We start from the raw sequence: 21,418 nt of genomic DNA, 5'->3' as shown, positions 1-21,418 counted from the left end.
TAAGACCGATTACTTTCACTACATCACCATTTTATCTGAACATAGAGGGATTTAAAACACTCTTTATGAGTAAGCGGATTGAAATATATCATTCACTCATGCTAACGTAATTCTTTCCGCTTCACCAAAATAAGCAGGTAAATCAATACGATTTACCTGCTTGTTTATTACATACTTATATGAAGTTTTTCACCTCCACTGCATTTCGTCATGTAGTGCTTTTTTGAGTTGTTCGAGTTGTGTATGGAGATTGCTTGCGATGGCGCTGTGCGTGTGTGTATTTAGCCAGTCGCACCAAGCGATACCTGCTTCATATAACGCCTCCATCCATACATTCATTTCTGCTTCCACTGTTTGTTCGTCGATCGTGCAGCGAATCATACGTGCATGTTGTTGTTCCATCTTGATCATAACCGGTGTATTTGGAAAATACCTTTCTGCTGTGCCGCGTTCTATACATTCAGCAAAACCATCTACGGTAGATTGCCAGAGCGTATGTAATTCATCGGGTGCATGTTCGGTTGAGAGGTGTTTGGTAGCTGTTTGAATGGTGAGAAAGCCTTCAGCATTTGAAAAGCCACCTTGCAAACGAACATTATGCGTTTGATGAAGCAGTTGTGGTTGATTTTCTTCATCATAGACATATGTTTGGATCTGCATTCTCTGTACCTCCTACACGAGCGTAGTTTGTCGTTTCATCTTCTTCCATAATTGTACACGACTACGTGGGTAGTCGGCGAGGTTCTGAATGCCTAGTTCTTTCGCTACTTCAAAGAGTAGCGGGCGTTCTAAGTGTGCTGCTTGTAAAATCGCCTGTTCTTCAAAGAGGGCAACAGGGTCACCCATATACGTCATCTGTCCGTCTTGCATAACGAGTACGAGGTCAGCCCATTCATATGCGAAGTCTACGTCGTGCGTCGATAAAATAATCGTCCGTTCTTCCGTATGAAAGTCATTCAAATGTTTCATAATTTGATTGGCATAGTAGCGGTCGAGTCCAGCAGATGGTTCATCTAAAATTAAAATATGTGGTTCCATTGCGAGAACACCTGCAATCGCCACGCGTTTTTTCTGTCCCAAACTTAAAAAGTGAATGGGCTTTTTTCGTAATGATTCGAGTTCAAGTTGCGTAATTACGTGTTCAACCTGTGCATGTATTTTGTCAGAAGACCAGCCGAGGTTGGTTGGGCCAAATGCGATGTCTTGTTCAACCGTTCCAGAGAAGAGCTGTGCGTCTGGATCTTGGAAGACAATCCCGACTTGTCCACGTAATGCTTGAAGTCCTTTTCGGTTGTATTGATACGGCGTATCTTCCATGAAAATCGTACCTGTCGTTGGTTGAAATAAGCCATTCAGATGTTTAAATAGTGTCGATTTTCCCGCACCATTATTGCCAAGCAGTGCAATTTTTTTTCCTTGCGGTAACGTGAATGATAGGTCGTATAATGCGATTGTACCGTCAGGATATTGGTACGATACATGGTCAAATGTAATCATAAATAAAAACCTCCTAGATAAACTGCGCCGAGTAGGCATAAACTAACGCCAATACCAAGCCAGTTTCTGCGTTCGGTTTGGTACGTTACATAATGGCTTGAAATATCTTCGTTGTAGCAACGAGAAGCCATCGCCTCATGAAGTTGTTTTGAACGTCGAAAGACATCTTTAAACATGGCCGTCACTAAATAACCGACAGATTGGAACCAGCGGCGCTTTTTTTGATAACCAAGACGGGATTGCTGGGCTTCATAAATCGCCTGCATACTTTGTAAAAAGACAAAAATAAATCGGTAAGTAAGTTCACATAATTCGATAAAAATAATTGGTATTTTCAATTGACGCATCGCATATGTGATAGCACTAATCGGCGTTGTCAGTGCAATAAAATAAAGACAACTAATACTTGCGAGCACCGAGAAAAAAAGGTGAAACGCTGTATCGACACTCGCTTTTCCGATAAAAAGCTGTACACTTCCAAATGACATACTCCAATAGTGAGGAGGAAGTGTAGACGTTGTAAATGAAATAAGAATCGAAAAAATACTTGTCAGCAAAAAGAAACCAGGCAAAAGAAGTAATTTACAATAGAGTGATAATGGTATTTTAGCGGCAAATAAAATAAAAGTACTCATTACGAAAAACGTAATGAGTGAAATAAGTACATCCTTTGTGATGACAGCGAATAGCAAAAAACTCAGTGCCAATACCATCTTCTCTAAAGGATGTACGTTGCTTAAACGATTCGTATAAGCATATTGATCAATTGGAATCATGCGAAACCTTTTCTTTTTTCGTACGACCACGCATTAAACCGAAGAAGTAGCCGATAAAACCTGCACCAATTGCCGCTTGTAGTGCAAATAATAAACTTTCGATTTCGCCACTTGGTGGTTCCCAAATGCTCGAGAACCATGGTTCATAGCTTTTGTCGATTTCGGTAATGGCTGCCTCTGCTTCACCATCCGCACCGCCAAATTCAGCACCCTTTTGAATAAATAAAGGGAAGATGGCAAGGGCGATGACGATGAAAAGGAAGAATAGGTTCTTTTTCATTATTTAGCTGCCTCCTTTTTCTTCGTAAAAATATTTAACATACGTAACTCTGCCACATTGTATTTTCGTAAGAAGTTCATAACAATGACCGTTAATAAACCTTCACTAATCGCAAGTGGAATTTGTGTGAATGAGAAAATACTTGCGAATTTTGCGAATGAAGCAAGCATGCCGCCCGCTTCTGATGGGAAGGCAAGTGCTAATTGGAATGATGTAATTGTATATGTACCGAGATCACCAAGCATTGCGGCTAAAAAGACAGCAACGGAGAATGACCAACCTGCTTTTTGAGCGCCTTTGAATACATACCATGCGATAATTGGACCAGCAACTGCCATTGAGAAGGCATTTGCGCCAAGTGTTGTAAGACCGCCATGTGCAAGTAGTAATGCTTGGAATAGTAAGACGATTGAACCGACAACACTCATCGCCAGTGGTCCGAATAATACAGTACCTAAGCCGACACCTGTTGGATGTGAACAACTACCTGTAACCGATGGAATTTTTAATGCGGATAATACGAAAGCGAAAGCCCCAGATAATCCAAGCATCATCTTCGTTTCAGGATGTTCTTTTACAGTTTTTCGAATCGAACGAATCCCCATAATGATAAATGGTAGGGAGATGGCCCACCAGAAAATCGCCCACTCAATCGGTAAAAAGCCTTCCATAATGTGCATCGCATTCGCACGATTTGGCACGATTAAGAGAATGGGTAAAAAATAAACTAGCTTTAATAATTTCTTCAACACGTTCAAACGTCCTCCTTTTTCTTTGAGAATGTGCACAAAAAAACCTATTCTACAATATAGAATAGGTTAAAAAAGACATAGCAAAAAAAGCTGTCTTTCATACGCCTATCCTCGTAGGGTGAAATCAATCTTCGGTGGCAGGTCTCCTGGCTTCGCCTCATCATGTATCAACACCTTCCCGTTCATTGAACAGTGGCATATCGTTCATACACTCCGCTTCACAGTTGCGGGACAGCATCGGATTTACACCGATTTCCCTTTTAAGTAAGTTCATCAAAAACTTACACCATCGAATCGTTAAAATTATTTGATATTTCTAAAAAAGCTTATCATAAAACGCTAAATTTTGACAATACGTATTTTTTTTAACAAAAATTTTTTATGTAAGAATACTGGATAAATGCAGAGATTTCAGTGTTTTTTCAAGGTAAATAAACTTTAATAATATTCTATCAAAATGAATTTTCAGAAAAGTGTCTTGAAAGTTAGACAAATTATGGTTATGATTATAACCAAGATTTTGAAATTACATATAACGATTGTATTTTAGGAGTGCCTATTATTTTTAGGTTAAAAGGGAAAATGGTGAGATGCCATTACAGCCCCCGCTACTGTATAAGTGTCGAAACAGTCAGATCCATTGGCGAATTGCTGAGAAGGGACTGCGTTCGGATACACTTGAGTCAGGAAACCTGCTTCTAAAATCGGACAAACTTTTCGGTGGGAAGAGATTTGGACAAACTAGTAGTTGGGCTACGCTTATTTCGCTATGCCAATTTTTAGGATGTTCAACCTCTATTCGCCTAGAATAGAGGTTTTTTGTTTGCGCAAAAGCGGATCGTTCGGATACATACGAGGGGGATGTTAGAGATGACAACTTGGAATTTGAATGGTGTGCAATCACACGTATTAATTTGTAATGGTAGTAGCTGCATGCGTAAAGAGGGAGAAGAGATTACACAAAAAATTCGTGCAGAAATTACAGCACGTAACTTGGATGAACAGATTCATACATCACGTACACGTTGTAACGGGCGCTGTAAAGATGCATGTGTTGTTGTGCATTATCCAAAAGGCGATTGGTATAGCATTACGTCAGAAGAAGAAGCGACACGTTTTGTAGCGCAACTTGCAGGCGAGCAAAAAACGGTTGTACCGCGTATTACATTTGAAAATGGCGCGTTCGTTCGTAATGAAGATACACCAGCGATTAAGGGGATTTCAAAAGTGAAGGAGGAAGTTTAATGACACAACAAGGAAAATTGTATGTCGTTGGCTTCGGTCCTGGAGACTTTCAGCATATTACGAATCGTGCAGTAGAGGTATTAAAATCATGTGACGTTGTCATCGGTTATAAAACTTATGTCGATTTGATTCAAGATTTAATTACAGCGACAGCCGTAATTAGTACAGGGATGACAGAAGAAGTGTCGCGTGCGCAAGAAGCAGTAAGACAAGCAGAGGCAGGTAAGTCCGTTGCCGTAATTTCAAGTGGCGATGCAGGTGTGTATGGTATGGCAGGGCTTGTGTACGAAGTGTTAATTGAACAAGGTTGGACGGAGAAAACAGGTGTACCGATTGAGATTGTACCAGGGATTTCAGCAATTAATTCATGTGCATCACTACTAGGCGCACCCGTCATGCATGATGCTTGTACGATTAGTTTGAGTGACCATTTAACACCATGGGATCTAATTGCAAAACGAATTGAAGCAGCTGCGATGGCAGACTTCGTTATTGCTTTTTATAACCCGAAAAGTGGTCGTCGTACACGTCAAATTGCGGAAGCACAGCGCATTTTACTGATGTATCGTCATCCAGATACGCCTGTAGGTCTAGTGAAAAGTGCTTATCGTGAGACGCAGCAAATTCAGATGACGACGCTACAAGAGATGTTGGAACACGATATTGGGATGTTGACGACCGTTGTCATTGGGAATTCGTCGACATTCATGTATGACGGGAAGATGATTACACCGCGTGGTTATCAGCGTAAATATACACTTGGTGAAGAAAAACAACCGTTAAAGCCGCATCAGCGTTTGAAAAAAGAAGCAGAACCATGGGCGATGGATCAGGAAACAGGAAAGTCATACGCGCCACAAGCGATTGCTACAGTGGAGCCGAAAAAGCTTGAAGTAGATACGTTAGCACTTGCAGAGGAAGCGCTTGGCTATCTTGGTGGAACCGTTGTTGAACCGAAACAATATGTTCACCAGAAGATGGAGGCAATTTTCGAGTTTGCGGTCAGCCCAGGCGTAGCGAATAAGAAGATTACACCACAGCAAATGCTTGTATTGGCTGAAGTAGTTGGTGAAAAAGGTTCGATGGAATATACGCCAGACCATGAATTTATTCTTCGTATTCCAACCACATCACCTGAACGTATTACCGATCGTTTGCGAGAAGTCGGTCTCATAATCGCACCGGTTGGCGATGTTGTGAAAATGAAGGCATGTGATTTCTGTGACGGTGAAAAAGCCGATGCGATTCCATATGCAGATGCACTGCAAGAGGCATTTGGTGGAATGAGCTTACCGAAAACATTGAATATGGGTTTTAATGGCTGCGGAATGGCTTGTTATAAAGCAGTGATGGATGATATCGGAATTGTTTACCGAAAAGGTGCATTCGATGTCTTTATCGGCGCAAAACCTGTCGGACGGACAGCGCACCCGGGTCAACCTGTAGTTGAGGGACTAGACAAAGAACAGTTAGTACCTCTTGTAGAATCGATTATTCAAGAATACAAAGCAAATGCGCATCCGAATGAGCGCTTATTCAAATATTTTAAACGTGTGAAGAAGATTGGAAACTTTATTTATCAAGATCTCACACCAAAAATCAAAATTGCCCCTGCACCTTGTGGGGATTAGGAGTGTTGAAGATGAAAACAGCAGTATTAATCGTAGGTCATGGTAGTCGTCTACCAGCAGGAAATGAAGAAGTACGTCAATTTGCAAAGCGTATTGAAGCGCAATTACCAGAACAATTATTAGTGGAAACATGTTTTTTAGAATTTGAAAGTCCAAATATTGCACAGGGAATGAAGGCGTGTGTCGAGCGCGGCGCAGAAAAAATTATTACGATTCCAATTATGCTTTTACAAGCAGGGCATTCAAAAATTCATATTCCAATGGCGATTGATGAAGCGAAAGAATTGTATCCACATGTATCGATTACATATGGTCGTCCATTAGGCATTCACCCAAGTTTAATTGATATTTTAGAGTACCGTTTAGCAGAGAGTGGTTTTGTAAAAGACGAACAAGATGAAGATACGACGGTCTTATTAGTAGCACGCGGCGGTAGTGACTTAGATTCAAATAGTGATGTTTATAAAATTGCGCGCTTATTATCAGAGCAAATTGGTGTGCGTAATGTAGAGCCTGCGTTTATGGGTGTGACCTATCCAACAGTGGATGAGGGGATTGCACGTTGTGAAAAATTAGGTGCGAAAAAAGTATATATGCTACCGTACTTCTTATTTACAGGTATCTTAATGGAGCGTATGACCGATTGGAAAGCGCGCTATGATACGGAATACGACATGGATATTACATTATGCGAATACTTTGGCTACCATTCATTACTTGAAAAAGTGGTGATTGAGCGTATTGAAGAGGCGTTAGCTGGCGATGTGAAAATGAACTGCGATACGTGTACATATCGTATTAATGCATCTGAATTTGTCGACCATCATCACCATCACGACCATGATCATGGGCATCACCACCATCATCACCATCACGACCACAGTCATGACCATGCGCACGAACATAAGGAAGTGCATCAATAATGTTTTTTCTAGCAGGAACGAGTGATGCGCGTGCGTTAGCTGTTCGACTGAATAACCATCACGATGTTTTAGCAACAGTAGTGACAGATTCAGCGGCTGCGAGTTTGCAAGCAGAGGGAATTGCGACACATGTGGGGCGCTTAACAGCAGAAGAGATGGCTGAAAAAGTGACAGCACGCGGTGATCAAATCATTGTCGATGCAAGTCATCCCTATGCAGAAGAAGCATCAAAAAACGCACAACAAGCGGCACAGTTAGCAGGTGTCCCGTATTGTCGCTACGAACGGATGTCTGAAGATTATGAAAGCGACTTAATTACAGTTGTTGAAACATATGAAGAAGCAGCGCTTGAAGTGAAAAAGCGTAAAGGGAATGTGATGTTGCTGACGGGGAGTAAGACGCTACAAATTTTCACGAAGCATTTACTTGGTGAAGAAAGTATTACATTAATCGCACGCATGTTACCGCGCATTGACAATATGGAAAAATGCGAAGCACTTGGTTTACCGCAAAAGCAGATTATTGCGATGCAAGGACCGTTTACAGCAGAGCTAAATACGGCGTTATACAAACAATACGATACGACATTGATGATTACGAAAGAGAGCGGGAAGGTTGGTTCGGTTGATGAAAAAATCACGACAGCTTTAGCACTTGGAATTGAAGTGATTTTGATTGCACGTCCGAAAATGGATTATCCGAATATGTTCCGTAACTTTGATGATATTGAGCAATTTATAGGAGGCATTTGATCATGACAAATGAGCAACAAGAAAAAGAATTATTTATTAATACCGACAACTTTAATACGGATTTCACACCTTTAACAGTAGAGCCGAACCGTATTTATGAATATAGTTTTGAAACGATTTTAGAAGAATATGGTCCGCATGATTATTCAGAAGATGAGTGGTCAATTATTCGTCGTATCGTGCATGCATCAGCCGATTTTGAATTAGGAAAAAGTGTCATTATTCATCCAGATGCGATTCGTGCAGGCATTGAATCGATTCGTGCTGGACGACCTGTGATTGCAGATGTACAGATGATTCAAAGTGGTTCAGGTCGTAAACGATTCCAAAAACATGGTGGCGACTTGTATTGTCATATTGCAGACGAAGATGTATCGAAAATGGCGAAGGAACATAATACGACGCGTGCGATTATTTCGATGCAAAAAGCAGCGCGCTTACATGAAGGTGGTATTTATGCGATTGGGAACGCACCAACTGCATTACTAGAACTGATTCGTCTCATTCGTGAAGGAATTGCAAAGCCCGATTTAATCATTGGTATGCCGGTTGGTTTCGTATCAGCAGCTGAATCAAAAGAGGAATTATCGAAAGTGACAGAAGTGCCTTTCATTACGAATTTAGGTCGTAAAGGCGGTAGTACGGTAACCGTTGCGGCACTAAATGCGATCTCGATTTTAGCTGATCGCCAAGACTAATGGAAAAGAAGAAGAAAAAAGACCCGAAAGATATGCGCCACGGTTATACAACGGGTGCATGTGCTACTGCAACAACGAAAGCAGCTCTAATTGCTTTACTTTCGGGTGAAGAACAAGAATCGGTGACGATTTTTTTACCGGTTGGAAAATATGCCACATTTACGATGGAGCATACCGTACGAGAAGGAGAGGCTGTTCGTTGTGGCACGATTAAAGATGCAGGAGATGATCCTGATGTGACGCATTTAGCACTGATCGAATCGACTGTATCTTTTATTGAAGGTGATGCCATCGTTTTAGATGGTGGTGTCGGTGTAGGACGTGTAACAAAACCAGGGCTTCCTGTGCCTGTTGGAGAAGCAGCGATTAATCCTGTACCGCGTAAAATGTTAGAGGAAGTTGTGAAAGAGACACTCGAACATTTCGGCGTGAAGCGAGGTGTGAAAGTCGTCATCTCGGTTCCAGCTGGTGAGGAGTTGGCGAAAAAGACATTGAATGGTCGCTTGGGAATTGTCGGTGGTATTTCCATCTTAGGAACGAGAGGAACAGTTGTACCGTTTTCAAGTGCAGCTTATATGGCGAGTATTGCTGAAGCTGTTAGTGTTGCACATGCAGCAGGACAAAAACATTTGATTTTAACGACAGGTGGACGGAGTGAGCGCTATGCGATGGCGCTTTTTCCTGATTTAGCTGAAGAATGTTTTATTGAGATGGGTGATTTTGTCGGTCATGCATTGAAGCACTGTAAAATACATGACATTCCGCAAGTGACACTGGTCGGTATGATGGGGAAATTCTCAAAAGTGGCACAAGGGGTCATGATGGTTCACTCGAAAAGCGCGCCAATTAACTTTGAGTTTTTAGCAGAGCTTGCAGCAGAGAGTGGTGTGCCGCCCGCATTACAAGAAGAAGTGAGGCATGCGAATACGGCTTCGCAAGTAGGCGAGATTATGCTAGAACATGGCTATCAAGCCTTTTTTGATCGTCTTTGCATGGCATGTTGTCATGCGTCGATTCAACATGTGAAAGGAAACATCAATGTGAGTACCTACATTTATTCAATGAAGGGCGAGCAATTAGGAAGGGCTGAACAAATTGACAGCATCGATTAAATTAATCGGGATTGGTGATGGGGGAAAAGCTACCTTAAACCAACAAACAACCGAATGGATTGAACAAAGTGATGTATTAGTCGCAGGTGAGCGTGTTCTTGCCTTTTTCGATACATATGAAGGACAAAAAATCGTCATTAAAGGCGGTTTAAAACAAGTTGTGGAACAGATTCAAGCAGCTACAGGTAACATTGTCGTACTAGCTTCAGGCGACCCTCTTTTTTACGGAATTGGACAATATCTTTCGAACAAAATGCCATTAGAGATTTATCCGCATGTGAGTTCTGTTCAACTTGCATTTGCACGTTGTCAAACGAGCTGGCAAGATGCAAAAGTGATTAGCTTGCATGGTCGTTCAATAAAAGGTCTTGCTCAAAAGATGAATGGTGAAAAGAAAGTGGCGCTTTTAACAGATGAAGTAAATTCACCGAATGCCATTGCACAGTATTTACTTGATTTTGGCTTCCATGAATATCGTGCTTTTGTCGCTGAAAATTTAGAAGGTGTGGAGGAACGCTGTCGTCATTTCACATTAGATGAGATGAAAGAAGCAGCGTTTTCGCCACTGAATGTGGTCATTTTAATCGCACAGGAAACACCGTATGTATGGCCGCTTGGTATTGAAGATGAGGAATTTTCACAGCGCAAGCCAGATAAAGGGCTGATTACGAAAAAAGAGATTCGTGTGTTATCCATTCAACAATTAAATGTGAAGCCAGATTCGATTATTTGGGATATTGGCACATGCACAGGTTCGATGGCGATTGAAGCAGGGCGTATTGCAAAAGAAGGAGCAGTCTATGCGATTGAGAAGAATGAGCCTGATTTAGCAAACTGCCTTGAAAATCAAAAGAAATTCCGCGTAGATGTGACGGCGATTCATGGGAAAGCACCTGAGCGTTTAGACGAATTTCCGAATCCAGATGCGGTCTTTTTAGGCGGTACAGGCGGAAATATTCGTGATTTATTGACGATTTGTTCAGAGCGCTTAAATGAAGGTGGACGCATCGTTTTAAATGCGACAACAATTGAAAATTTAGCGAAGGCCGTTGAGATTTTTAAAGAATTGGGTCTACACGTACATATTATCCAAGCGCAAATCGCACGCAGTAAGCCGATTTTGGATATGACACGTTTTGTTCCACTCAATCCAATCTTTATTATTACAGCGAGCAAGGGGGAAAATTAAGATGGCAACATTGTTCGGCTTAGGGGTAGGTCCAGGAGATCCAGAATTAATTACAGTGAAAGCTTTTCGTGTGATGAAAGAATCACCTGTCATTGCCTATCCAAAGAAGATGAAGGGCAAAAAAAGTTACGCACAGCGCATTGTTGATGTCTATGTGAATGGCATGGATAAGGAGATGCTTGGGCTTGTGTTCCCAATGACAAAACATCAGGAAACATTAGACCGCGAATGGAATAAAGCAGTTGATGAAGTATATGCGCGTATTGCGGAAGGAAAAGACGTAGCATTCGTAACAGAGGGCGACCCAATGCTCTTTAGTACGTTCATTCACTTAATGACATTGATGCAAGAACGTCATCCAGATGTCGACATTCAAATGGTTCCAGGGATTTCATCATTTAATGCCTCTGCTTCAAGATTAGGTATTCCACTTGGTGAAGGAGACGACCATATCGCGATGATTCCAGCAGTCGACGATTACGATGCGATGCGTCGCGCGATTGAAAATCATGATGCCATCGTCTTTATTAAAGTGGCAAAAGTGATTGATTTAATGCTTCAAGTGTTACGTGATTTAGACTTATTAGACCGCGCACATGTGGTCACAAAAGTAACGTCCGATGAAGAAATCATTTGGAAAACATCTGAACTTGATGGTGTCGAGCTTGAATATCTTACATTAATGGTGGTGCGTAAATAATGAAAAAAATTTATATTGTGGGCGCAGGTCCGGGAGATCCTGATTTAGTAACAGTAAAAGGATTACATATTATTCAAACAGCTGATGTTGTGATGTATACAGATTCTTTAGTGAATCAAGAATTAATTGCGAAGGCTAAGCCAGAAGCGGAAGTTGTGAAAACAGCAGGTATGCATTTAGATGAGATGGTACAAGCGATTGTCGATCGTGTAAATGAAGGGAAAGTGGTGGCACGTGTTCACACAGGAGATCCAGCGATGTATGGTGCAACCATGGAACAGATGGCGATTTTACAGCAACATGATATTACATGCGAAATTATTCCGGGTGTGAGTTCTGTATTTGCGTCTGCTGCAGCAGTAGGAGCTGAGTTAACAATTCCTGATTTAACACAGACACTTATTTTAACGCGTGCAGAAGGTCGTACTCCTGTACCTGAATTTGAAAAATTACGTGATTTAGCAAGTCACCATTGTACGATTGCACTATTTTTAAGTGCGACATTAACGAAGAAAATCGTGCGTGAATTACAAGATGCAGGTTGGTCGGATGATACGCCAATCGCAGTAGTACAACGTGCAACATGGCCAGACCAAAAGATTGTACGTACGACATTAGTGAATTTAGATGAAGCGATGCGTACGAACGGAATTCGTAAACAAGCAATGATTTTAGCTGGTTGGGCATTAGATCCACATATTCATGAAAAAGATTATCGTTCGAAATTATATGATAAAACATTTACGCATGGTTTCCGTAAAGCGGTGACAGAGTAATGGTCATCGAGTTACGTGACGATGTATTAGCGCCAATTGAAGTGAAGCATCCGTATGCGATTGTCGCAATTACTAAGCATGGTGTGGAGATTAGTCGTAAACTACACGCGGCATTGCCAAACACAGATGTCTATTATATGAGTAAGTTTGAACGTGGTGATGAGCGCGCGCATAATGTTCAATTATTTAGTGGTAGCGTGCGTATGTTATTCCCAGCATTATTTAAGCATTATCAAGGTATTATCACCATTATCTCACTCGGTGCAGTCGTACGCATGATTGCACCTGTGTTAGTCGATAAAAAGGTCGATCCAGCTGTCGTTGTCATCGATGACCGCGGTGAGAATGTCATCAGCATGTTATCAGGGCATCTTGGCGGTGCAAATGCTTTAACGCATACGGTAGCAGAAGCTCTACAAGCGAATGCGATTATTACAACAGCATCTGATGTTCAAAAGACCATTCCAGTTGATTTATTCGGTGCGAAATTTGGCTGGCAGTGGGATTCTGATACACATTTGACACCTGTATCGGCTTCAGTTGTCAATGAGGAACATGTGGCGATTGTACAAGAGACAGGTGAAAAAGATTGGTGGATGCATGATACACCGATGCCGACGAATCTAAAACAATATGACACGATTGCAGAAGCGATGGATGCAAAACCACAAGCAGCACTCGTAATTACACATCGTCTCTTACAACCAGATGAACTGATTGAAAATGCGGTCGTCTACCGTCCGAAATCATTAGTCATTGGTATGGGGTGCAATCGTGGTACATCAACAGAAGAAGTAGAGCAAGTCATTCAAGAAACATTACAAGAACTCGGCTTATCCATCAAAAGCGTGAAGGCACTTGTGACATTTGAATTGAAAAAAGATGAGCCTTGCTTCCATGAGGTTACGTCAAAATATGACTGGGAATTTAAGTGGTATTCAAAAGACGAGTTGAATGCAGAACAAGTGACAGCACCTTCGGATACGGTTTTTAAATATACAGGTGTTTATGGAGTAAGTGAACCAGCTGTACGTCGTTATAGTGGGAACAGTGAACTATTATTAGTGAAGAAAAAATCAGGAAATACAACCATTTCGGTTGCGGAAATTGTTTATGAGGATGTGAGAGAATGAATCGTTTTGTCATCGCAGGGACGAATAGTGGTGTAGGAAAAACAACACTTACGATTGGTTTAATGGCAGCGTTACAAAAAAGAGGTTTGACGGTACAGGGATTTAAATGTGGCCCCGACTATATTGACCCATCATTCCACCAAGCTGTAACAGGTAGAACATCGCGTAATATTGATAGTTTCATGTTTGAAGAAGACGTTGTAAAAGACATCGTCATGCGTGCAACTGCATCAAGTGATGTCGCGATTATTGAAGGTGTTATGGGATTTTACGATGGGAAAAATCCATTGTCAGACGTGGGTTCAACAGCGGACATTGCAGCGATTACAGAATCGCCTGTTATACTCGTTGTGAACTGCGCTGCGATGGCAAGAAGTGCAGCTGCGATTGTGAAGGGGTTCCAACTTCTATCGAACCGACCGAAGATTGTTGCGGTCATTGCGAACCAAGTGGGAAGTGCAAGTCATTTTCAAATTGTGAAAACAGCAATCGAAGCAGAATGTCGTATTCCGGTCATTGGCTATATGAAGAAACAGCCTGATTTACATATGCCAAGTCGCCATCTAGGGCTAATTCCTGCTTTAGAACGCGGTGAGATGCAAGATTATTTTGATCAATTAGCTACGCTTGTAGAAGAAACGATTGATCTCGATCAATTATTAGATGTAACGAAGGCCGCGCCATTAGCTGTAACATCTTCTGTTTTTACAAAACAAACTGAACAGACTTGTACCATCGCAGTCGCAAAAGATGCAGCATTTAACTTTTACTATGAAGAAAATTTAGAGCTTTTACAGGCAAATGGAGCCAAGCTTGTTTATTTTTCACCTTTAGCAGATGAGGAAGTGCCAGAAGAAGCAGATGGTCTATATATTGGCGGGGGCTTCCCAGAAGAATTTGCGGAGAAACTTTCAAAGAATGAACGCGCAAAACAATCCATTCAATCATTCATTGCTTTAAAACGCCCAACCTTTGCTGAATGTGGAGGCTTTATGTATTTAACAGAAGCGATTGAAACATTGGACGGAGAACGTTTTGACATGGTCGGTGCCATTCCAGGATGTACGAAGATGCAAGGAAAACGTGTGGCGCTCGGTTACCGAGAAATCTATGGTAAAAAAGATAACTTTTTAATTAAAGAAGGTATGGTTGCAAAAGGACATGAATTCCACTATTCAACATATGAAGGGGAAAGTGAAAACCATGCATATGATACGAAGGGAAAATTCAAAGCAAAAGGCGAAGGTTATTTACGTGACAATATCGTTGCGGGCTATACACATTTTCACTTCGCGTCAAATCCAGCAGTAGCAGCACGCTTTGTTAGCGCATGCTCGGAAAGGAAGGTCTTATGTACGGAAAAGTCTATTTAGTAGGTGCGGGGCCTGGCGATTTAAAGTTAATTACAGTAAAAGGACTGGAATGTGTACAGGAAGCAGATGTCATTGCATATGACCGATTAGTGAATAAAGAGTTATTGAAATATGCTAAATCAGGTGCTGAATTAATTTATTGTGGTAAAGAACCCGGTCGTCATCATTTTATTCAAGAAGAAATTCATGCATTACTCGTTGAAAAGGCGAAAGAGGGAAAAGTAGTGACCCGTTTAAAAGGCGGTGATCCATTCGTATTCGGACGTGGTGCAGAGGAAGCGCTCGTACTACGACAAGAGCAAATTCCATATGAAGTCGTTCCAGGTATTACAGCGGGAATTGCAGCGCCAGCTTATGCAGGAATCTCAGTGACACATCGTGAAATGGCATCAAGTTTTGCGATTATAACAGGGCATGGGCGTGATTCAAAAGGACAAGATACGATTCAGTGGGAACATATCGCAACAGGTATTGATACACTTGCTTTTTATATGGGTGTTGGGAATTTACGTTATATTTCCGAACAGTTAATAAAACATGGTCGACCTGCTACAACACCGGTTGCCATTATCGAAAAAGGTACAACAGCTGAACAGCGTACGATTGTATCCACATTGGAATGTATTGCAGATGAAGCAGTCGAACAAAATATTAAAAATCCAGCGATGGTGCTCATTGGTGAAGTAGCAAGCTTACATGAAACACTCGCATGGGTAGAGGAGGAACAACAATATGTCAGTCATTCAGTCTATTAAAGAAAGACGTGCGATTCGAAATTATACAACACAACCTGTAGAACGTGAAAAAATCGAACAATTAATTGAAGTGGGAACATATGCACCAACGGATCGTTTGCGCGAACCATGGCATTTTTATGTTTTTGGTGAAGAAAAGAAACAAGCATATGAACAACTAGCAACAACATACTTAGAAGAACGTTTTCCAACGAAGCCACATTTAGTTGAAAGCTCACTAAAAGTCGTGCGTACAACACCGGTTGTCATCGTTGTAACATCGAAGGCTGTTGAAGGCGATGCAGATGCGACAATGGACGACCTTTGTGCAACAAGCTGTGCCATCCAAAATATGTGGTTAGCGGCATCTGAACTCGGTCTTGGGTTTGTATGGCGTACACGTGGTGTCGGTCTTGTACATGATGAACGTTTACATACATTTATTGAAGCTTCGTCTGATGAACGAATCATCGGGACGATTTTTATTGGTTATCCAGAAGGCGATACACCAGAACCGACAAAACGCACACCAGCTGTAGAAAAGACGACGTGGTTATAATGGCAAGACAGGGATTATTCTTACTCTATACAGGTGATGGCAAAGGGAAGACAACTGCCTCTTTAGGTGTGACATTACGTGCGATTGGTCGTGGATTAAGCGTTACGTATTTACAATTCATTAAAAATCCAGACCGTACATATGGCGAAAAGCTCGCTTTAGCGAAGCTGGGTGTTGAGATGAAGCAGATGGGCATTGGTTTTACATGGACGAAAACACCAGAAGAACATCGCGAAGCACTGAAAAAAGCATGGGCTTTAACAAAAGAGAAGCTACAAGATGATACAATTGATGTACTCGTATTAGATGAATTAAATAATGCACTCGCAATTGATCGTTTTCCGATTGATGACGTACTACCACTTGAAGAAGTCGTCGAAGCCATTCGAAATCGTCCGAAAACGATGCACCTTGTCGTAACAGGTCGCAGTGCAAAGCAACCATTAATTGATTTAGCTGATCTTGTATCTACAATTGAACCAACAAAACATTATTATGATGAAGGTATTCCAGCAGTGAAAGGACTTGAATTTTAAAGGGGGAATGACGATGCCAGCAAAAGCAGTCATGATTCAAGGAACGTCATCGGATGTGGGAAAAAGTATGTTGGCGACAGCTCTCTGTCGTCATTTTTCAAATGCAGGTTATCGCGTCGCACCATTCAAATCACAAAACATGGCACTGAATTCCTATGTAACTGTGAGTGGTGGCGAGATTGGTCGTGCGCAAGGGGTGCAAGCAGAAGCAGCGCGCGTCGAAGCGACAACGGATATGAACCCAATTCTGTTAAAGCCAAAGCAAGATATGATGTCTGAAATTATCGTACATGGAAAACATCATCTCAATATGACAGCTAAGTCGTATCGCAATGACTTTGTTGATGAGGCATTACCCATTGCAGTAGAAGCAGTGCAACGTCTAAAAGAATCCTATGACGTCATCGTTTTAGAGGGTGCTGGAAGTCCAGCCGAAATTAATTTAAAAGCACGTGACATTGCCAACATGAAAATGGCACATGCGGCAGATGCAGCTGTCATCTTAGTGGCTGATATCGACCGCGGTGGTGTATTCGCTTCAATCGTCGGGACACTCGCATTACTTGATGAAGACGAACGTGCACGTGTAAAAGGCATCATCATTAATAAGTTTCGTGGCATGAAAGAATTACTAGATGATGGATTAGAATGGCTTGAAAATTATACAGGCATTCCTGTCCTCGGTGTCGTTCCATATATGGATGTACAGATTGAAGCAGAAGACTCTCTTGCACTCTCGGCACTACGTTTAAAACGCCCGAAAGACAATGAATTCGACTTAGATGTTGCAGTCATTCAATTACCACGCATTTCGAATTTCACAGACATCGACCCGCTCATGGACGAACCAGGTGTTGGCGTACGTTTTGTGAAAACAGTCGCAGAATTGAAAAATCCCGATGTCATTATTATACCGGGAACAAAAAATACGATTGACGACCTCGCATGGCTGCGTGCGCAAGGTTTTGAAGAAGAACTGACGACGCGTGATGTCGCCATTGTCGGGATTTGTGGTGGTTATCAAATGTTAGGGCAGTCTTTATATGACCCTGATTTTGTGGAGGGGAATGTAGACTATACAGAAGGTCTTCGTTTATTACCGATTGAGACGACTTTTGTCGGTGAGAAGAAGACTGTTCAAAATAGCGGCATTCGTTTTGGCACAAATGAACGTCTAACAGGCTATGAAATTCATCTCGGACGTACAAAACATACACATCTCTGTGAGCCATTTCTTCTATTAGATGATGGACGAACAGATGGCGCAGTTGTTGGACGTATTCTCGGCACGTATTTCCACGGAATCTTCCACAATCGCACATTTACACGCCAAATGGTCAATGAATGGCGAATTTATAAAGGACTTGCGCCACTCGATGCAGCTGTAAAATCAGAAAAAGAATTACGTGAACACGCCTATAATGTAGCAGCCGAACAATTTGAACAAGCAGTCGATTTAGAAAAGCTGTATGAAATAATGGGGTTAGAACGTGTTGCTACAATAAGTGAATAAAGATGTAACCAGAACAAAGTTTAATATGTTCTGGTTTATTTTTGTTAGTATTTTGATTTATTTACGTATATTTAAATGAAAAATGGTATGATGTATGAGGTTTTAAAAGGAGGAAGAAATAAATGATTAAAAAAATAGGTTTATCGATGGTTTTATTCATCATGGCTACACTTATTTTTACACCAAAAATATTTGCTAATGAACAAGACTATACATATATTATTGAAGATGATGCTATTACAATTACAGGATATATAGGAAAAGAAAAAAATATTCAAATTCCATCAAAAATCAATGGTATGCCTGTAAGGAAAATAGGGGAATTAGCTTTTGCACATAAAAATATAGAAGCAGTTTCTTTTCCAAGTACAGTAGAAGTTATTGAACGTGCGGCGTTTTTTTCGAATGAACTTCAGACATTAACGCTACCGAATACTATAAAAGAAATAGGCGAAAGTAGTTTTGATTATAATCATATAGCGGAAGTGAAATTATCAAATCAATTAAAAGAAATCCCAAAAAGCGCATTTAGTTCGAATCGTTTAATAAAAGTTGATATTCCTAATTCAGTAAAAATAATTGGTTCGTCTGCATTTGAGCGTAATCGATTGACAACAGTGAAATTGTCTAATCAGTTAGAGATAATTGGTGATCGAGCTTTTAAATCAAATTATATGAAGCAAGTACAACTACCAAAGACTCTGTATAAGATTGGGAATTTTGCATTTGAATATAATCAACTAAAAAGTCTGATTATACCTAGTAAAGTCACAACAATTGGTCGTAATGCATTCAAATTAAATCAATTAGAAACAATCTCACTTTCAAACAGCGTTCAACAAATTGGAGAGTCTGCTTTTGCAAGTAATCGATTAAAAGAAATAACGCTTCCTCAATCACTTCAAGTAATTGAGAAAAGTGTGTTTCATAAGAATCAACTTACAAAAGTAGTTATAAATGAACATATTAAGACAATTCAGAGTGGTGCTTTCAGTGACAATCACCTTACGACATTTGATTTATCGCATGTTCAAGAAATAGGTGCAGGTGCATTTAGTAGTAATAAATTAAAAACAGTTAATTTAGCGCATATGACGTCTGTTGGTTCACATGCTTTTGAAAAGAATCAAATTGTTAATTTCATCTTACCAACTAATATGACGAAAATACCGGACTCTTTATTTGAAAATAATAAATTAAAAACCCTTCAATTGTCTGAGAAAATCACAGAAATAGGTGCAAGTGCATTTGCAGCGAATTATTTATCGCAAATTCAGTTAAGTAACGAAATGCATACGATTGGTTCTCGAGCATTTAAAGATAATCAACTTACAAATATAGACTTACCATTAAAGCTTAAAAAATTAGGTGAAAGCTCATTTAAAAATAATCATTTGACTACAGTTGTGGTACCAGAAGGGCTTCAAAAAATTGGATCTAACGCTTTTGAAGAGAATCAGTTAAAACATGTTACATTACCCGATAGTTTAGAAGTCATCGATTATGCTGCTTTTCAAGAAAATTTAATAGAAACCATACAATTGCCAGAAGGAATTAAACAAATTGATTCGTATGCTTTCTCAAATAATCAATTGAAAAAGCTAAAAATCCCATCTGCAATGATTAAAATTTCTTCAGATTCCTTCTCGAAGAATCAGCTTAAGACTTTAACAATTCCTAAAAATATTCAAGTCATAGATTTAAGAGCTTTTAAACAGAATCAACTACAGAATGTGACGATTGAAGAAGGCATAAAAGTATGGGGAGAAGAAGCACTTTCACAAAATCCTATTGAAAAAATCACATTTTCAGCAGACGAAATGCCTACATTTGAAAAAGCAATGTCGCAACAGAATCAGATGACAAAAATGGATGGGAACATGTTAAAAGGTCATATTGCTTGGATGACGGATGAACAGTTAACAACGAAGTGGGATGGCAAAACTGCGAATACAACTATTTATCGCAAATGGGGTTATTTCCCAGAAATCAAAGGATTAGAAGATGCCTATGTGACAATAGGAGAAGATTTTGATTTCCTAAAGGATGTTGAAGCTTTTGATGTAGAGGATGGCAATCTTACGCAAAAAATCACGTGGGACGTAAACAGCCTATATAAAAGTAAAATCGGCAATTATACCATTCAATATGTTGTTAAAGATTCAGATGGTCTCGTTCGCTTTTATAATCGTAAATTGAATGTTGATACGAACACAAAACCAGTGATTACAGGTAAATCAAAAGAGATTATTCCATACAATAAGTATTTTGATCCGTTCGAAAATGTACAAGTAACTGACCAAGAAGATGGGAATTTACAAGAAAAAACGACTGTGACAGGGTGGGACTTTGACACAACGAAGCCGGGTATTTATAAACTCACATATCGTGTGAAAGACGCACGTGGAAACGAAGCTGTGTTTTATAAAACGGTTCATGTTAAGCCGTATAAAGTGTATTGGAATAAACAAACATCAGCAACAGCGAGGACGATTCCTGTAGCTTGGGATCAAGTAGTCGGCGCAAGTGGATATGAGGTGTTGTTATATGATCGTAATGGAAAGTATTTACGAAAATATGATACCAAAAAAACAGTTTATACATTTAAAGAATTAGAGCCATTAACTTACTATTCCTTCCGCGTGCGTGCATATAAACAAGTAGGATCACAGCGCATCTTAGGTGATTTATTTATAAAAGAGCGTATTGTCACAGCGCCAAGTGCACCAAAGATTCAATGGAAGAAGTTAAAAAATGATTATCGAATTACATGGCCCCGTAATGCAAATGTTTCATTATATAAAATACAATGTAGTACATCGAAAACATTTAATAAGAAGTATACAAGAACGTTAAATTCAAATAAACCGCTTGTGTATGTAGGTGATCCAAAGAATAAAAAAACGTATTATGTACGTGTTCAAGCTATCAAATATTATAAAGATCGACAATATACTAGTGCGTGGAGTCAAGTAAAGGTATTAAAATAGAATAAGTTTTCAAAAATTATCATAATGAATAGAATCCCGTATAAATCTAATCGTTATACGGGATTTTTATATATAAAAATATGATGTTAAGAACTTTTAAAGTCATAAAAATACTATATAAAAATAGGTGTAAGTTGAAAATGACTAAAAAAAGAAAAAGTTTTCAAAAATGAAACAAATAAAGGTTTAAAAACGTTATATAACAGGTATAAAAAAACAAAATAGTAAAAATATTAACTATATGAGTAT

At 40.0% G+C, this 21,418-nt stretch carries 21 protein-coding genes, 1 CRISPR repeat array and 2 riboswitches (1 of these 24 cut by a window edge); of the genes, 16 read left to right on the top strand and 5 right to left on the bottom strand.

Translation table 11 applies throughout. The annotated features are described in order from the left end of the window. A CRISPR array of direct repeats spans positions 1–57; the repeat unit is 29 nt; it reaches 562 nt to the left of the window's first position. Between the two features lie 132 nt (positions 58–189). From ASO14_RS08835 to ASO14_RS08815, 5 genes are read right to left on the bottom strand one after another with little or no spacing between them, the layout of a single operon-like run. Continuing rightward, positions 190–660 (bottom strand): hypothetical protein, encoded by a 471-nt coding sequence (locus ASO14_RS08835; protein WP_068453955.1) that lies wholly within the window; start codon positions 658–660, stop codon positions 190–192. Between the two features lie 12 nt (positions 661–672). Then, positions 673–1,497, bottom strand: coding sequence for an energy-coupling factor ABC transporter ATP-binding protein (locus tag ASO14_RS08830; RefSeq protein ID WP_068453950.1), 825 nt, complete (start codon positions 1,495–1,497; stop codon positions 673–675). Then, positions 1,494–2,273, bottom strand: coding sequence for a cobalt ECF transporter T component CbiQ (gene cbiQ, locus ASO14_RS08825; RefSeq protein ID WP_068453948.1), 780 nt, complete (start codon positions 2,271–2,273; stop codon positions 1,494–1,496). The genes ASO14_RS08830 and cbiQ overlap by 4 nt, the downstream gene beginning before the upstream one ends. After that, positions 2,260–2,553, bottom strand: coding sequence for an energy-coupling factor ABC transporter substrate-binding protein (locus ASO14_RS08820; protein ID WP_068453946.1), 294 nt, complete (start codon positions 2,551–2,553; stop codon positions 2,260–2,262). Before ASO14_RS08820 ends, cbiQ begins: the two co-directional genes overlap by 14 nt. Continuing rightward, positions 2,553–3,233: an energy-coupling factor ABC transporter permease gene (locus tag ASO14_RS08815; protein WP_082701568.1), complete on the bottom strand. Its 681-nt coding sequence runs from the start codon at positions 3,231–3,233 to the stop codon at positions 2,553–2,555. Before ASO14_RS08815 ends, ASO14_RS08820 begins: the two co-directional genes overlap by 1 nt. 191 nt (positions 3,234–3,424) lie before the next feature. Next, a riboswitch (cobalamin riboswitch) is annotated at positions 3,425–3,611 on the bottom strand. A gap of 227 nt (positions 3,612–3,838) precedes the next feature. Next, positions 3,839–4,019, top strand: a riboswitch (cobalamin riboswitch). Between the two features lie 156 nt (positions 4,020–4,175). Between ASO14_RS08815 and ASO14_RS08810 the strand changes: the two genes are divergently transcribed. The 16 genes from ASO14_RS08810 (at position 4,176) to ASO14_RS08735 (ending at position 21,169) form a co-directional block, all read left to right on the top strand. Further along, the gene (locus ASO14_RS08810; RefSeq protein ID WP_068453943.1) at positions 4,176–4,550 is read left to right on the top strand and encodes a (2Fe-2S) ferredoxin domain-containing protein; all 375 of its coding nucleotides are present in this window, start codon (positions 4,176–4,178) and stop codon (positions 4,548–4,550) included. After that, on the top strand, positions 4,550–6,181 hold the full coding sequence (cobJ, locus tag ASO14_RS08805) for a precorrin-3B C(17)-methyltransferase (RefSeq protein WP_068453942.1): 1,632 nt from the start codon (positions 4,550–4,552) through the stop codon (positions 6,179–6,181). The genes ASO14_RS08810 and cobJ overlap by 1 nt, the downstream gene beginning before the upstream one ends. An 11-nt stretch (positions 6,182–6,192) precedes the next feature. Next, on the top strand, positions 6,193–7,104 hold the full coding sequence (locus tag ASO14_RS08800; protein ID WP_068453941.1) for a sirohydrochlorin chelatase: 912 nt from the start codon (positions 6,193–6,195) through the stop codon (positions 7,102–7,104). After that, positions 7,101–7,856, top strand: coding sequence for a precorrin-6A reductase (gene cobK, locus ASO14_RS08795; RefSeq protein ID WP_068453939.1), 756 nt, complete (start codon positions 7,101–7,103; stop codon positions 7,854–7,856). The genes ASO14_RS08800 and cobK overlap by 4 nt, the downstream gene beginning before the upstream one ends. A gap of 2 nt (positions 7,857–7,858) precedes the next feature. Further along, complete coding sequence (locus tag ASO14_RS08790; RefSeq protein ID WP_068453937.1) at positions 7,859–8,554, top strand: precorrin-8X methylmutase; 696 nt, start codon at positions 7,859–7,861, stop codon at positions 8,552–8,554. Then, complete coding sequence (locus tag ASO14_RS08785) at positions 8,554–9,666, top strand: cobalt-precorrin-5B (C(1))-methyltransferase (protein ID WP_068453935.1); 1,113 nt, start codon at positions 8,554–8,556, stop codon at positions 9,664–9,666. Before ASO14_RS08790 ends, ASO14_RS08785 begins: the two co-directional genes overlap by 1 nt. Continuing rightward, on the top strand, positions 9,650–10,855 hold the full coding sequence (locus ASO14_RS08780) for a bifunctional cobalt-precorrin-7 (C(5))-methyltransferase/cobalt-precorrin-6B (C(15))-methyltransferase (protein ID WP_068453933.1): 1,206 nt from the start codon (positions 9,650–9,652) through the stop codon (positions 10,853–10,855). The genes ASO14_RS08785 and ASO14_RS08780 overlap by 17 nt, the downstream gene beginning before the upstream one ends. Position 10,856: 1 nt before the next feature. Next, the gene (cobI, locus tag ASO14_RS08775; protein WP_082701434.1) at positions 10,857–11,555 is read left to right on the top strand and encodes a precorrin-2 C(20)-methyltransferase; all 699 of its coding nucleotides are present in this window, start codon (positions 10,857–10,859) and stop codon (positions 11,553–11,555) included. Continuing rightward, positions 11,555–12,331, top strand: coding sequence for a precorrin-4 C(11)-methyltransferase (gene cobM / locus ASO14_RS08770; RefSeq protein ID WP_068453932.1), 777 nt, complete (start codon positions 11,555–11,557; stop codon positions 12,329–12,331). The genes cobI and cobM overlap by 1 nt, the downstream gene beginning before the upstream one ends. Beyond that, on the top strand, positions 12,331–13,464 hold the full coding sequence (locus tag ASO14_RS08765) for a cobalt-precorrin 5A hydrolase (protein WP_068453931.1): 1,134 nt from the start codon (positions 12,331–12,333) through the stop codon (positions 13,462–13,464). Before cobM ends, ASO14_RS08765 begins: the two co-directional genes overlap by 1 nt. Continuing rightward, the gene (locus tag ASO14_RS08760) at positions 13,461–14,837 is read left to right on the top strand and encodes a cobyrinic acid a,c-diamide synthase CobB (RefSeq protein ID WP_068453929.1); all 1,377 of its coding nucleotides are present in this window, start codon (positions 13,461–13,463) and stop codon (positions 14,835–14,837) included. Before ASO14_RS08765 ends, ASO14_RS08760 begins: the two co-directional genes overlap by 4 nt. After that, positions 14,816–15,592 carry a uroporphyrinogen-III C-methyltransferase gene (cobA, locus tag ASO14_RS08755; protein WP_068453928.1) on the top strand — a complete coding sequence of 259 codons (777 nt, stop codon included), beginning with the start codon at positions 14,816–14,818 and terminating at the stop codon, positions 15,590–15,592. Before ASO14_RS08760 ends, cobA begins: the two co-directional genes overlap by 22 nt. After that, complete coding sequence (locus tag ASO14_RS08750) at positions 15,570–16,130, top strand: nitroreductase family protein (protein WP_068453927.1); 561 nt, start codon at positions 15,570–15,572, stop codon at positions 16,128–16,130. The genes cobA and ASO14_RS08750 overlap by 23 nt, the downstream gene beginning before the upstream one ends. Beyond that, positions 16,130–16,666 (top strand): cob(I)yrinic acid a,c-diamide adenosyltransferase, encoded by a 537-nt coding sequence (locus tag ASO14_RS08745; protein WP_068453926.1) that lies wholly within the window; start codon positions 16,130–16,132, stop codon positions 16,664–16,666. The genes ASO14_RS08750 and ASO14_RS08745 overlap by 1 nt, the downstream gene beginning before the upstream one ends. A gap of 13 nt (positions 16,667–16,679) precedes the next feature. Continuing rightward, complete coding sequence (locus ASO14_RS08740; RefSeq protein WP_068453924.1) at positions 16,680–18,179, top strand: cobyric acid synthase; 1,500 nt, start codon at positions 16,680–16,682, stop codon at positions 18,177–18,179. Between the two features lie 122 nt (positions 18,180–18,301). Beyond that, positions 18,302–21,169, top strand: a complete 2,868-nt coding sequence (locus tag ASO14_RS08735) for a leucine-rich repeat protein (protein ID WP_068453922.1) — start codon at positions 18,302–18,304, stop codon at positions 21,167–21,169. Positions 21,170–21,418: the final 249 nt, after the last annotated feature.

The sequence above is a fragment of the Kurthia sp. 11kri321 genome, from assembly GCF_001534765.1.
Classification (GTDB): domain Bacteria; phylum Bacillota; class Bacilli; order Bacillales_A; family Planococcaceae; genus Kurthia; species Kurthia gibsonii.
The sequence above is the reverse complement of the archived record's forward strand: the minus strand, read 5'-3'. Positions and strand labels throughout refer to the sequence as shown.

What these genes read in the sequence shown, in the direction of transcription:
- ASO14_RS08835 (WP_068453955.1), bottom strand. Translation starts at nt 660, where the DNA reads ATGCAGATCCAAACATATGTCTATGATGAAGAAAATCAACCACAACTG.
- ASO14_RS08830 (WP_068453950.1), bottom strand. Translation starts at nt 1,497, where the DNA reads ATGATTACATTTGACCATGTATCGTACCAATATCCTGACGGTACAATC.
- cbiQ (WP_068453948.1), bottom strand. Translation starts at nt 2,273, where the DNA reads ATGATTCCAATTGATCAATATGCTTATACGAATCGTTTAAGCAACGTA.
- ASO14_RS08820 (WP_068453946.1), bottom strand. Translation starts at nt 2,553, where the DNA reads ATGAAAAAGAACCTATTCTTCCTTTTCATCGTCATCGCCCTTGCCATC.
- ASO14_RS08815 (WP_082701568.1), bottom strand. Translation starts at nt 3,233, where the DNA reads ATGCACATTATGGAAGGCTTTTTACCGATTGAGTGGGCGATTTTCTGG.
- ASO14_RS08810 (WP_068453943.1), top strand. Translation starts at nt 4,176, where the DNA reads ATGACAACTTGGAATTTGAATGGTGTGCAATCACACGTATTAATTTGT.
- cobJ (WP_068453942.1), top strand. Translation starts at nt 4,550, where the DNA reads ATGACACAACAAGGAAAATTGTATGTCGTTGGCTTCGGTCCTGGAGAC.
- ASO14_RS08800 (WP_068453941.1), top strand. Translation starts at nt 6,193, where the DNA reads ATGAAAACAGCAGTATTAATCGTAGGTCATGGTAGTCGTCTACCAGCA.
- ASO14_RS08790 (WP_068453937.1), top strand. Translation starts at nt 7,859, where the DNA reads ATGACAAATGAGCAACAAGAAAAAGAATTATTTATTAATACCGACAAC.
- ASO14_RS08785 (WP_068453935.1), top strand. Translation starts at nt 8,554, where the DNA reads ATGGAAAAGAAGAAGAAAAAAGACCCGAAAGATATGCGCCACGGTTAT.
- cobI (WP_082701434.1), top strand. Translation starts at nt 10,857, where the DNA reads ATGGCAACATTGTTCGGCTTAGGGGTAGGTCCAGGAGATCCAGAATTA.
- cobM (WP_068453932.1), top strand. Translation starts at nt 11,555, where the DNA reads ATGAAAAAAATTTATATTGTGGGCGCAGGTCCGGGAGATCCTGATTTA.
- ASO14_RS08765 (WP_068453931.1), top strand. Translation starts at nt 12,331, where the DNA reads ATGGTCATCGAGTTACGTGACGATGTATTAGCGCCAATTGAAGTGAAG.
- ASO14_RS08760 (WP_068453929.1), top strand. Translation starts at nt 13,461, where the DNA reads ATGAATCGTTTTGTCATCGCAGGGACGAATAGTGGTGTAGGAAAAACA.
- cobA (WP_068453928.1), top strand. Translation starts at nt 14,816, where the DNA reads ATGTACGGAAAAGTCTATTTAGTAGGTGCGGGGCCTGGCGATTTAAAG.
- ASO14_RS08750 (WP_068453927.1), top strand. Translation starts at nt 15,570, where the DNA reads ATGTCAGTCATTCAGTCTATTAAAGAAAGACGTGCGATTCGAAATTAT.
- ASO14_RS08745 (WP_068453926.1), top strand. Translation starts at nt 16,130, where the DNA reads ATGGCAAGACAGGGATTATTCTTACTCTATACAGGTGATGGCAAAGGG.
- ASO14_RS08740 (WP_068453924.1), top strand. Translation starts at nt 16,680, where the DNA reads ATGCCAGCAAAAGCAGTCATGATTCAAGGAACGTCATCGGATGTGGGA.
- ASO14_RS08735 (WP_068453922.1), top strand. Translation starts at nt 18,302, where the DNA reads ATGATTAAAAAAATAGGTTTATCGATGGTTTTATTCATCATGGCTACA.